Annotated in this window: 3 protein-coding genes; all 3 read left to right on the forward strand. The window is 27.8% G+C overall.

The features are described from left to right. Window positions 1–194: 194 nt before the first annotated feature. Genes JS510_RS00200 through JS510_RS00210 form a run of 3 tightly spaced genes read left to right on the forward strand, consistent with a single transcriptional unit; the run spans window position 195 to window position 14,263 of the window. A complete protein-coding gene (locus JS510_RS00200) occupies window positions 195–10,217 on the forward strand; it encodes a PDxFFG protein (RefSeq protein WP_205517372.1) in 10,023 nt (3,340 codons plus the stop codon). 12 nt (window positions 10,218–10,229) lie between these two features. Beyond that, complete coding sequence (locus JS510_RS00205; RefSeq protein WP_205517373.1) at window positions 10,230–13,175, forward strand: ABC transporter substrate-binding protein; 2,946 nt, start codon at window positions 10,230–10,232, stop codon at window positions 13,173–13,175. A gap of 11 nt (window positions 13,176–13,186) precedes the next feature. Further along, window positions 13,187–14,263, forward strand: a complete 1,077-nt coding sequence (locus JS510_RS00210) for an ABC transporter permease (RefSeq protein ID WP_223644554.1) — start codon at window positions 13,187–13,189, stop codon at window positions 14,261–14,263.

The following is a 14,263-nucleotide window of genomic DNA, read 5'->3' on the forward strand; positions in this document are numbered from 1 at the left end:
ACCAAAAGTTTAAAATTAATGTTTTTCTTATTTTTTTATTATTTTTCTTAATTAATATATAATTTTAATTATTTATAATATTTAATCTAATAAATAATATTTAACCAATTTATAACAATTTTTGTATTTTTTACCTGCACACTGCTGTTAAAAAAATCAAAACTAATTTATTAGATTAACTGATAGGAGAATTTATGGCAAAAATAAACCTTAAAAAACAAGTTTGGCATAAATATGCAATTTCAGCAGGTATTCTTGTTGGAGCTACTGCTATTGTGCTAGGATCTATGTATGCATTTTCTAAGAAGTCTAATGAAAAATTAGGAAGAAAAAGTTTTGTATCAGAAAACGAACTAAGTAATATCTTTATCGATAAGAATACAAAGCCTAAGACAGATTTTATAGAAATTCACAATAATAAGCAAAAGATCGAATATCTTCCAAATGAAGATAAGGTTGTTTTGGATAGTAAGCAAATTAGTGTTGAACAATATTTAGATCAATACTATAAAAAGCACCATGCACTTCCTTATTTGAACATTAAGTATGGTTCATTTAATTTTTATAATAAGTACATTGAAGCTGTTAGCCCACGTGAATTCTTTAAATTTACCGAATGATTCATGAAGAATGTTTCATGAGGACCTGAAATTATTACACTGAAGTCGTTTTCAATTGTTAAGGGTGTTGAAATGAACGGTAATAGTATTACTCTTGGTTCACACTCAAACAAGAATAAAGAATATACAACAATCCAATTCTTCCCAGATGCATTTTTTGGAACACTTCCAATTTACTCTGAACTAAGTGGTAGAGGTAATGCTCAAGATTCGCTTGCATACAAGATTAATAAGAAGGTCTTAACTGAACCAGAGTTAAGAGAGTTTTTAGCTAACATTAGTAGATACAATTCTCTATCAAATATTTCAGAAAAAACAATAAGAGAAAATTTCTTTAGAAACATTACAAATGTAAATTACCTTAAAGGACAAAAGGTTTTTGCGATAAGGAAAAATGGACAAAAAGATAATTTATCAGCAAAAGCTTTTTCTGAGGTGGAAAAAAATAGATATGTTGAGAATTCTCCATATCTTTTAGTAGTTGCAGCAAGTAATGAGTCTGAAGCACGTAAAAAGTTGAGCGATAAAATTAGTCAATACAAGAACCATGATAAACACAACTTAATATCTTTTATTGATCCAAATACTGTTGCTCTTGAAGAAAAAACAATTTCATTTGCTAAAATAAAAACAAATACATTTAATGATACAAATAAAATTATTGACAAAGAATTATCATTAATTTTTGATGATGGCTCTTCATACAACATTCATCAATCTTTCGATGAAATTATTTCAATTTTGAAAAATGACCAAGGCCAAGATATTCAAAATAAACTTTCTAACTTTAAACAATTCGATGGAGCTATTGAACAATTAAAAAATGATATAGAAGATTTAAAAGCAAAACAAAATGAAGCTATTAAAAGTAGAGTTCAAAATGGCGAGTATGATGAAAAGAATATTGACAATATAATCAGTGATTTAAATAAATTGCAACTTTTATATACTGAGTTTGCAATGATTAATAGCACAATTAATGGCATGCAAGAAGATGTTCAAAGATTTTCTGCAGCTATTGAAGGTCTTGAGAGATTAAATGCTGAAGTTTCTTCGTTAGATCAAGAAATAAAAACTATTACGAAAGAAATTGATGATTTAAAAGCTAAAAAAGAAGAAACAGAAGAGTCTAAAAAAAGTGAAATTGAAAGTGAAATTAGAAAGAAAACTATAAGACACGAAGATCTTAAACAACAATTAATAGCTAAGAAAGCTAATCAAAAAGCTGCTTCTGATTTTCTTAGTTCATCTGAATTTATTAATAGAAAAAATGAACTTAATAAACAAAGAAAAGACCTTATTGCAGCTAATGAAGTTAATATCAAAAAGCTTGATGATGCTATTGCAAAATTAACAGAAAAAGAATCAAAACTTAAATTTAACTTACAAGCAGAAAAACAAAGAATTGAATTATTAATTAAAAATGCTAAGAGATTGCTAGATGACGATCTTAATATTTTGAAAAAAATTAATGAATCTACATCTGGATCTGATTTATTAAAATTACTTATTGACCAGTTAAGCGAAAATAAGAAGAGATCTGATGAATTAGCAAAAATTGAAAACGATCAAATTTCTTCAGGAATGATTTTTGATACAAAGAAAGAATTGGTTCAAAAATATTCATTTATTGAATCAGAAATTGAAAACTTAGTGCCAATTGTAACTAACTTTGCTACATTTTTAAATGACAACAACATCAATTTATTACTTGATGATTCTTTTGCTCAAAAAACTAATGCAGAAAAAGTCAAAATTTTAAAAGCAGTAGATAAGAAAATTTTTGACACAAATTCAAGTTTGCAAGGAATTATTACTGGTAGAGAACAAAACAAAAAATTTGTTGAAAAAGAATACTTTTTTGCAGATTCAGCTTACTTACCAAATCAATTAATTTCTATTGAATCTTTAGTAGAAGCAAGTGAAAGAGCTCAGTTGAATTGAAGAGATTTTTATAATATTAAACAGTTTGCTAATGATAGAAAAAATATAGCTCAAAATTCTGATACAGTGTTTTTTGCATATTCAAAAAATGGATTTAAAGATGCAAGAAACAGCATCAAACTTCCTAGTGATTTTGATTCTAAAAACTTTAATGAAATTGAATTGAATAAAGAAAAAGATGCTCTTAAAGCCAAAAAAGCTGAATTAGATCAAGCAAAAGCTACAATTAACAAGAAAATATCTCTTGTGTATTCATTAATTAAGCCATTCCTTAATCCAAGTGAGGATGATGAAAATCTTGCTAAAATTTATAACCAAAAACCAGGTGATTATCATATTTTAGGTAGCGATGAAATTTCTAACATTTTTAGTAATGAAGATGAATTTAAAAAATTTGTTTTCTCAAATCCTAATGAAGTTTCAAAATATTTACAATTTGTTATCAATGGCAAAAATGGCACAAGTGACCAATCTAAAATTTATGGTCTTAAGAGTTTACTTGAATCTAAATCAAAAGACATAACAAGCGAAAAAGTTAAAGAATATGTAAATAGCATTATAGAGGCTGCTAAAAAAGCTTACGAGGATAGTTTTGTATTAAATAATGATACAAGCGCTGGCGCTAAAGCTATGTCTCTTATTTCTAACGGCAATTTATACAAAGTGATAAATAATTCTGCTGAAGCAAAAGCAGAAAATGATGGTGAATTCCAAAAAGTTGATCCATATCAATTAATAGCTATAGTGAATGCTATAGGTGCTTTTGAACAATCAATAAAACTTTTAAATGAATACAATGCTGAATATGAACAATTAAAGAATTTATTGGTTGAAGAAGGCAAAAACGATCTTAATATTCAAAGAAATAATTACCAATTAAATTTCTTAGAAAACATTCCAACATTGCAAAATTCTCAAGTAAATCAAATGTATACAAATGTTTTAAATGAATTTAATTCTAAACTTGATGAATACTATTCAAATATTTCAAATAATGTTTCTAAAAAATATGAATTAGATAATTTAATTTCTAATTTTGTTAATAATAGTATTCAAAATTCAGATTTTGAAGCTTTTGCAAGTTATGATAGACATAAAGAAACAAATGTTGAGACTTTAAATCAACAACTAGCCTCACTTATAACTAAGAAACAAGCTGATGAAAAGAAACTTCAAAGTCAAAAAGATAAGTTAGCAAAAGCATCAGAAGCATTAATAAGCGCATTACAAAATAAACATCAAGATGATCAATCATCAATGCATGATGAAATACTTAAAATTGCTAATAGGATCATAAATTTTTTATCAGAATTTATTAATACATCTACTGGTAATAAAGAACCTATAAGCCAAACATTATTAAAAGATTTGAATAAAAAATTAAGTGAAACAGTTCAACAAATTACTCAAGCTAATAATGCAAGACAAGCACTTTTATCTAGTTTAGAATCTGCTACAGATGAGTCTAAAAAAGATGAAATAAATAAAAAAATCAAAACTATTGATCTTTTAATTGATCGTTTATCATCACATGGAACTAGTTTAATTTTCTATATCAACCAAGTTAATTTCTTTGTTAAATGATATACAAATGAACATAATAAATTGCTTGAAATAAAAGACAAAGTAGAAGGAAAAGAAGTCCCAGCCCTACAGTTTAAAAATATATTGCAACTATTAGATGGTTCTGTTTCAGGATTTATTAATCAAAGTAATACGGGAAAACTTATTGTTTATCAGCCATTGCTAAGAGATTTAGTTAATCTTAAAAAAGCCTTAAGCGAAGTTAACCCACCAATAACACTAAAATATCAGTTAAATACACATAGAGTGTCAAGAAATTACTTTGATCTTGAGCAATCAGTTAATAGTGCACAAAGTTCATTGAATGAATTGGAAAGTGAAATTCAACTATTAGAAAAAGATATTCAAAATATCACAAAAATAAATAGCGCTTCAGAACTAAAAGAGCAATATGATAAATATATTCAATCTCGTAATAATATAATTTCACTTGAAAAGGATATTAAAACAAAAGAAGATGCTATGTCGAGCCTTCTTCCAGTTGATAATGATTTTAAAATTAAAGAACCTAGTGAAATTTCAACTCCATTGGATGAAAAAATTAATGCTCTTAATAAAGTAGTAAATGCTGAATATGAGAAAGATAAAGCATTTAGCAGAATTGAAGAAACTATTAAAGAAATCGAAGATCCAAATTCAAGCATTAATAAAGCTAAAGCAAATGTAGAAGCTAAAGAAAAAGAAGCAGGAATAACTGATAAGTTAAATGAATATAAAAAATTGGTTAATGATTTTAAAAACAATATTAATTCATTTATAAAAAACTACAAATTATCATTATTTATTCAAGGCTTTAAGAACGTTCATGGAAACATAGACTCAAGTGCTAATCGTAAATATTTCATTAGTGAATTAGAATCATTTGATAAATTAGAAAGCAATCAAAAATCACTTGTTAAAGCATTCTTTAGCAATCTAGATGTTGTTAAAGTTGTTGATTCTAAAAAAATAGTAGATAGTTTTAATGAAATAAATCTAAAAATAATACCTTTAGCAAATGAATTAACTAATTTAAACAAAAAAGTTGCTAAAGAACACTCAGATTATGTTGAAGCTATTAATCATGCATTCCAAAAAAACTTTGCAGGAGTTTATAATGAGTTTAATAATAATGATTTAACTAATCCTAAATTAGCAGAATCATTTGCAAAATTAGCCAACTTAATTAATGACTTTAATAGACAATTAAATATAAATCAAATTGCAGATGAAGAAATTAAAAGACTAAGTGAAGATTTTAAAAACATTTCTCAAAAAGTAAACAAATTTGTTGATGAATCTGGCCCATATTTTCAACGTGTAGTAGCTTACATTAATAGTGAGGCATGAACTAAAAATGGTGAAGATTTCCAAAGAGAGTTTTATATTAGAATGCTTCAACCATTAGTTGAATATGCAATGTCTGAAGATGGCAAAACAGTTGTAACTGACTTAAAAGAAAGCATATCTAAAACAGAACAAAGTGATAAAGATTCACAAATTCAATCACTTGATGATATTAGTACAATTTGAAAAACTTTAATATCTTCAATTTCTGGTGAAGTGCAACAATTAAAACTAAGAGGTACTCCATTTGACCCTAATGACATGTTCAATGTTAATTATCGTCAAATGAAGAAATCTGAAGAAAGATTGAACGAGCAATTGAAAAAACTTAATGATGAATTTAATTCAATTGACAATTTCTTAGATCTTAAAATTATTGATGTTGTAAATCATAATAAACTATATGAGTTTTACAAAAAATCACTTAGTGAATTGAAAGTGGCAGCAACACCTATAATTAAGAAAAAAATTCTTGAAACAAATAGGGCGGCATTATTTAATACAACAAATGATTGAACAAATAGTGATGATCTTATTGTTGCTAAATCAAAAATTGAACTTATAGATATCTTAACAAAAAGAGGAATCTTTAAATCAGGTGTAACAAACGATCAAATTAATCAATTTATAAAAAGAGTTGATTTAGGTGATGTTTCAAAAGATGGTTCAAAACTTAATATAACCCTTCATGAAATAGATACTGTTAATCAATTCATAAAAAATCTTAATGGAATTGTTCCAAATGTTGGCAGTCAATATATTAAATTATCTGTTGATGCAAATGTTGACAGAAAAGTTCTTAATGAAGTAGATAATTTATTTTCAGTTCTTGGTTACAAAAAAATGGTTGTTCCAACATTAATCAAAGAACAAAATGAAATAAAAAATAATGAAACTGATAAATTTGTAAAAACTTATGATGTGTTTGCAAGTGCATATGAAAATCTTTTTGATCAATTGCTAGTTGAAGTTCCATATGCTGGTGAATGAATGGAAGGCTTACATATAGCTAAAAATATAAATTCAGATGGTGTTATTGAATACAAATTAGAAAATGGCAAATATTTAGGTTTTTCTAAAGACTCTCGTGTTGGTTTATGAGCAATTTTAAAAATGTCAGATCCAAACTTTAAAGGAATTTCAACAGATTTCTTAAAATTTGTTGGAGCCCATGAATATGGACACCATATTACACTAAATGGTGCTCATGATTTAAGTAATAAAGGAAGCAACCCTATATTTGTTAGTGCCCTTACACCAAATGTAACTCCAAATATTAATAACTATTACAACAAAGATGTTGTTGATCTTTACTTGAAAGCACGTACACACGTTAAATTAGGCACACAACGTCTTCTTGATGAATTCGGTGTTATTAAAGATTATGGTGAATATGCGACATTTAGTTTTGCTAAAAAAGACAGTGATGGAAAAATTACATTTGAAGATAAACCTGGAGACAGGGTTAAATCATTAGAAAAAGAATCAGACATTTGAGGTGTTGAGTTAAATAGTCAAGATCTTCGTAAAGCATTATCTAACAAAAATAGAAGATTTTTACAAGATTTTGCCGGTATGCTTCAAGCAGTTAAATCAAGAAGAGAACAAAATGGATTAAACACTCCAGACGATGAAAAATGGTTGAGTCCTTTTGACTTATGAGTTATAAATGCTATTGACTTTTATTCTGGAACCCTTAACCCTACTGTTAATAGTTCATTCTCTAAGGATATAGCTGTTAAATACATGTACAAAGATGAAAAAGGTGAATATAAATTCCTTCCTGCTTCATTGTCAATGCTTAAAGGTTTAATCAAAGATGGTTTAGGAAATGAAATTCAATTTGTTGAAGAAAAATCTAATGGTATTACAGAATTAGTACCTCTTGTTGTTGAAGGTGAAAAGAATACAAAAGGTGAGTATGTTATCATTCATAAAATTTTAATGTTTGAAAAGAATGGATCGCCAATTATAAATGTTCCCCTTGGTGTAGATTTATCAGATAAAACTAATCCAAATTATGACCCTCATGCTGTTAAATTTGTTAATGAAAAAATTAACACTGTTACTAATGCTATTAAATCACTTGTTGTTGATAGGTTCAACATTAATGGTTGAAACACTCCAAACACTAGAATAAGTGTTGATCCACATATTGATTATAGATATTCAGCTGCAAAAGGAATTTTTGGTTCTTCATTGCCTTCTACTGTTGATAATATGTTTAAAAACATATTTAGAGACCAATTAATTAGAAGAAATCCAGAAACTGGTTCATATTCTGATTCTCAAGAAGCTAAATTTATGAAATACTATAACAATGATGGAACTGTAAACAATGACATTAATTTTCCAAAAAGAGTTCCTGCTAGTTTAGTGTATGCTAACCCTGCAGTTGCATCAGGAGCTACTGAAAGTGACATTAAATTTGGACAAGTTGTTGAAACATTATTCACAGCTGGAAATTCTTTAAATGGACTTGTAAATGGTGGTGCAGGTCAAATATTATTCATTAATAAAGACAAAACTTATATTCCAAATACTAAATTAGATTCTGCATTTACTGATATGTTTTTTGCATCAACATTACCAAGAGATTACTTACAAGCATTTAATACCAAAAAATTATTAAGATGACTTTCATCATATACTCAAGAGTTTATTCAAAATACACAAAATCAAAGTGCTCTTTGGAGTCTTCATGATAAAAATGGTGGAAAAATAACTGTAAACAGAAGAAATATTAGAAATACTCCATTTAATGATGTAGCTAAAATTAGAATGAACTACAATATGAACATTAAACAAAAGGATAGTGATATATTGAATGGTTTATTTGGCCTTATAAAAAATAAGGATGGAAATGTAAGTACATCATTAGAGTTTACTGATTATAAAGAATGATTAGACTTTGTAACTGTTGATTTTTCTAAAGCAAAATATAATGCTACTTCAAAAGCAGTTAATTGAGACATGGAATATGTAAAATCAAAAGTAGATCTTGATAAATTTATTAATGATTACAAAGTTAATGTTTTAGATGAAGTTGACAAAAATGTTGGCATGTCTGAAAAAGAAAAACAAGCATTCCATGAGTTTTATAATGTTGCTCAAGCAGATACTTCTAGACAGTTATGAGCAAATGAAGTTATGCGTAGATTCAGTTCATCTATTTTTGCTATGTTTACAACAAACTATTCAATTGAACAGTTAAAACAAAACCCTGACTTATTATGAATTTTTGATAAAGAACATGGCTATGGTGAATTCAAAAAATCTGAATTTAGAATTGATAGTCCTAATCCATTAAAATGGGAAATTGGAAAAGATCAATTTATTAATGCTTATCAAAAATTTGCAGATGAGCTTGATGGTGTTAAATTAAATCAAATTACTTTATTTGATTCTCTAATTTTAGATGGTAAAACACAAGCGTATACAGATCAGACTGTTATAAATATAGCATTAAGTAAATTCCTACTTATCGATATATTTTTATCTATTGCATCTGGTTCATTTGTAACATCTCCATCTCAAGATGTTCTTAATTATTTTGCAAGTAAGAATGAGCGTAAATTTAATGAATTATTCTCAGATTATACATATAACTTTGCTGAAGTTATTAATCGTGATAACTTACAAATCACATATTCTCCATCTAATGATGACTTTGGAAATATGCCATCATTTTTATCTGGAATAAATGAAGCAAATACAGGATTAGAATATATAGTTGACGGTACAAGTACTAAAAAATGATTATCAAAATCATTGAAACTTAATGATCGAAGAGGCAGAAACGGTATTAATAATGCAATTTTAGACGTTGAAAGATTAGCAGACGAAGAAAGAAAACGTAGATCTGATTCTTTAGGCCTAAAATATAAACAAAATACACTATCAATAGATAAAAATCTTAATGATGCAGGTAATTATAGTAATCATTACTTTGGAGATTTCCAATCAATTAATAATGGTTGATTTAAAGATAGATGATATCGTGATTTCTTGAACTTTAAACTTTATGATGATGATGGTAAAGATATTCAAGACGATACTATTAGAATCAAAGATTTAGAAGGAAAAACTGTTAAATCAAGAGCTAGAGCATACTGACAATACTATATTCAATCTCAAGGTGTTGGAAAAAGAAACATTTCAACTATATGAAGAGATCAAAATAAAGATGCCTTAGCTATGTTTGGATACTTATCTAGTGATGTAGCAGACAAAGCAAACTATTTAGCTTTTAAAAATAAAGAAACTGGTGAAGTTAAAACTTTAAAAATAACCAAACAAAATACTGACAATATGTTCTACTACAAATCACAACATATTGAAAATGAAAAAAGATATAACGAAGCAAAAACCCAAGAGGAAAGAGATGCTATTCGTCATACCTTAAAACATGAAAAATATGATTATGTTGATGCAAACGGAAGACATCAAGGAACCGGTTTTGTGTCATGGGTTAGTGATTATGCAATAATGGCTAAATATAGAAATGCTTTATTATTACCTGGTAGTTATTCTATTTATTTCTCAAGTGATGCAGAAGGCCAAAAAGATATCCTTAATGTAGATCTTGGTTCTTGAGAATCAATAGCAGAAAATGGTAAAACATTCTCACAAGCCCCAATTAGAATAGAACGTGCTAAGAGACCTTACAAAACTGATGAAAATGGACATAAAGTTTATGAATATACATTACATGTAAATAATCAGTTTAATGGAGTTAAATAAAAGGAGGAATGTATGAGAAGAAATAAATTATTATTAAATTTTAGTGCTATATCAACAGTTATTGTTCCAACACTTGTTGTAAGCTGTGCAAAGACAAACAGTCAAGAAAAAAGAAATTTTGATCTTGGACTTGCATCGGAACCAATCAACTCATTAAACTATATAAAGTTTGCTTCTGTCAATAAGGTACTTCCTTCCTTGGTCGAATCTCCACTTAAACCAGGTCCAAATGAATCATTAAAAAGAGTTCTTAGCTTGCCAGAAATTCCTATGGGTGCTTATAATAATGACCAGAAATTAACTCAAAAAGATATTGAAGAAGGTGTTACACTAATTGATAAATATTTTGCGAATAATTCTCCATCATCAGTTCCAAGTGGAAGCTTTTTTCCACTTGATCAATTTGGAACTACAACAGGTACACTTTCATCAGATAAAACTGAGTATCAGCCAGTAAGCATTTTACAAAGCAACAACAAAATCCAATCAATGAATATTTTGTTGAATGATGGAATAAGCCGTTGAAGTAATGGCGATCCAGTTACTGCAGATGATTATGTCGATGCCGTACATTATGTTCTTGATCTATCAACAGGTTCTCAAAAACTTACAGGAGTTTTACAAAGAAAATTTTCTCATGCACAAGCAGTTGTAGATCTTCAACAAGAATACATTAAAGAATTCGGTATATCATATAAGAATCCTTTCCAGTATCCAGAACTCATAAAGGTTAATGGAAATTATGTTTATGATGTATTTAATCCAAATTACAAATTATTCCCATCTCAAATTGATGAGATTTTAAAAAGTTCTAAATTTGCAGATGAAGAAATTAGTAAAGAAAGAGAAGCAGAGTTAAGAGCAAAAGAAGAGGATATTTTAAAAAGACTTAAAGTCGCTGTTCATAAACTTGGTTTATATACCGGTAGACTTTATTGAAATTATTCAAATAAAGAAATAATCTCAAGCATTCCTTACTCTCCAGATTTTGACCCAAAAGCTGATGAAACTATAATCATGCTTCCTAATGAAGATTATTTATATGGAAACCATACTCCTGAAGAATTGAAAGAAATTCCGCAAAGAAAAGCTGTAAAAATTAAAAAATATTTATTCTCTGATCCTAGACAAAAGTTTTCTAGTTTGTTTGATGATTTATTAGTTAAATCAAGAACTTTAAAAAGTAAATTATTTGTTAAATATGATCCTAACAATGTTGAAGAATATAATAATGCTGTAAATAAACTTTATAAGGAAAATACATTAAAAAATAATTTCATCGATGATTTTAATGCAAAACATTATAGATGAAGCAGAGAGCTTGCACTTGATGAATACTCTTTAAGAATTGAATATTCAAATAGTGAACCAACTTCTTTATCTAATGCAGTTACAGATTTACAGTCTCAACTTGTTCCTATTAATAGAAAATTTGTTGAATCTATTGGTGGAATTAATGAATTTGGATTAACAGCAGATAAATTTTTAACAAATGGTCCTTTTAATTTATCAGAGACAGTTTTAGGCCCACAAGGTTATTTAATGCTTAGTAAAAATTCAAAATATTACTCAGCAGATAAAACATCATCTAACAAAATAAAAATTTATTTTAGTTCTGATCCTAACATTAATTCGGCATTATATGATGACAAATATATTGCAGCTACAAAAATTCCTGCTATTCAGCAACTTTCATATTGAACAAATAAAGATTATCGTAGATATATGAAAAAATCATCTGGATATGGAACAATTGCTTTTGCATTTAATTTAGATAGAGAGCGTTATGAAAATCTTTCAGCTGATAGTTCTTCAAAATATTTATATGATGAGAACTTGAGAAATGCTATCTATTATGCTATAAATAGAAATGATATGTTGAACATAGTTGGATGAAATTCATCATATCCAGTTATTACATGGACAGCTTTTGGCCATGGTTCAACTTCATTTGGTGATGCTATTGAAATTGCATTCGACCATGATGAAATGTATACTAAATTTGATGACAAGTTTTCAACTCCAATCCCAATTCAAAATTACACACACCTTGATCACTTATCTAAAAATTATAACTTTGAGCATGTTGATAGAACGGATAAAGCTTTTCATGTAAATATTGCTAACCAATATATGGATGAATTCAAAAGACAAAATCCAAATGTTCAAAAAGTGAAGTTAAAATATATTTCTAATTCTACTGATGAGCAACAAAATGCTGGTATTGCGCTTCAAGATTTCATGTTAAAAGCTTTTGGCGGTTTCATAGAAATTGAAATAAAGAGTCTTCCAGAAAATGTTTACGAAGATTTTAGAACTAGAGGAGAATTTGATATTTTATATAGAAACTTTGATGCCTATGGTACAGATGCATATAGCTATGTAAAAGTATTTTTCAGAACCGATGAAATAGATTCTAAAAATGCAAAACAAACAGGTTTTAGAAATAACCCTTCTGGTTCATGAACTTATGAAAAATATTTCACTAAATTAGGCTATAAATTAGATAAATTCGGAAATCCTTTTTTAGATGAATCTCATAAAGAAGCTGTTGAAAAACTTAGAAAACGTTTAAGAATTACAGAACAAGTATGAAATAAAATTGTTGAACTTTCTCTAAGAAAAGTGTCTTATATTAAAGATGGAAAACAAATGAGTGAAAATATTTCAGAATTTAATGACCGTTTTACATCATTTTTCACAAGTCAATTTACTGAAAAAGAAATTAACGAAGAAGGATGAAATGAGCAAAAAGCATTTGCAATTATTGGTGCTTTAGAGAAAATTATTCGTGATGGCGCTCCAATTGTTCCTTTAATGGAAGTTGATACTTACTGAGAAATTTCCAGAGTTAATGGAGCTGAAAACTTATTTACTTATTCACTTCAATTTGCATATGATACAGCGTTTCCACCAAAACCTACATTACCAACAGATATTAAGGAGGATGAACTATAATGCAAGATAATTTAAAGGCAAATAATTCTTTTCAATATGTAGAGGATTTGTCAAATTTGAAAGCTTTTAAACTTGTTAATTCTAATGAAGTTGTAGATTTTAACAATAAATATAGGAGAAAAACGCAGTGATATCAAAAAATATTTAATATTAAATCTCCTTACATTAAGAGTTTGTTTAAGGTTTTCTCAATACTAGCAGAATTTATGCTAGTTGCATTCATTGTTATAACAATAACATTCTTTTTAATAAACTCTGTTCCAGGCGGCACGGGTCTAACTTCAGGACTTGAAGAAGGAGCTAGAAAGGCTGTTGAAGAAAAATATGGTCTTAATGAACCATTAATTGTAAGATACTTAATTTACCTTAGAAACCTTTTCCATTTTGACTTTGGTATATCACTTTCAGTATTTCCAGGCCAAAATATTAATGATTTTGTGTGAATAAGATTTTATAAAAGCTTTTTAATTGGTATATTCTCAGTTATGCTAACTCTATTAATTGGGATTCCGCTAGGTGTTTATGTTGGTTCTAATCCAGATAAATTGCCTGACCATATAGCAACAATAGTTGTTTCAATTTTTTCATCGATACCATCATTAGTATTTGCTTTATGATTGTTATTGATAGGTAGAAAATTAAATATGCCTTATTTATTCAATGAAAAAGACATATCTACTTATGTTCTTCCTGGTTTAGCTCTTTCATTAGGTTCTATTATTGTTTATATTAAATATATAAGGACCGAATTAAACAGAGAGCTAAATTCTCAACATTGTAAATTCTGTTACTTAAAAGGTGTTACAAAAAGACGTTTTGTATGGACACATGCATTGAAGCCAGCTCTTTTCCCTATCGCTACATTTTTCCCAGTTGTTATTTTTGGTAGTTTTATTGGTTCTTTGTTTATTGAACAAATATTCTTTATTACAGGTAGCGGTGGGTTATTGCTAAATGCAATTACTTCTAAGGATTACAACATAATATTATTTATGGTTACATTATTTTCACTTCTTACAATTCTCTCATATACATGTAGAGATGCTTTATATCAAATTATAGATCCACGTATTAGGAGAAGGGGATAG

It is taken from the genome of Mycoplasma tauri (genome assembly GCF_016925555.1).
Classification (GTDB): Bacteria; Bacillota_I; Bacilli_A; order Mycoplasmatales; family Metamycoplasmataceae; genus Mycoplasmopsis; species Mycoplasmopsis tauri.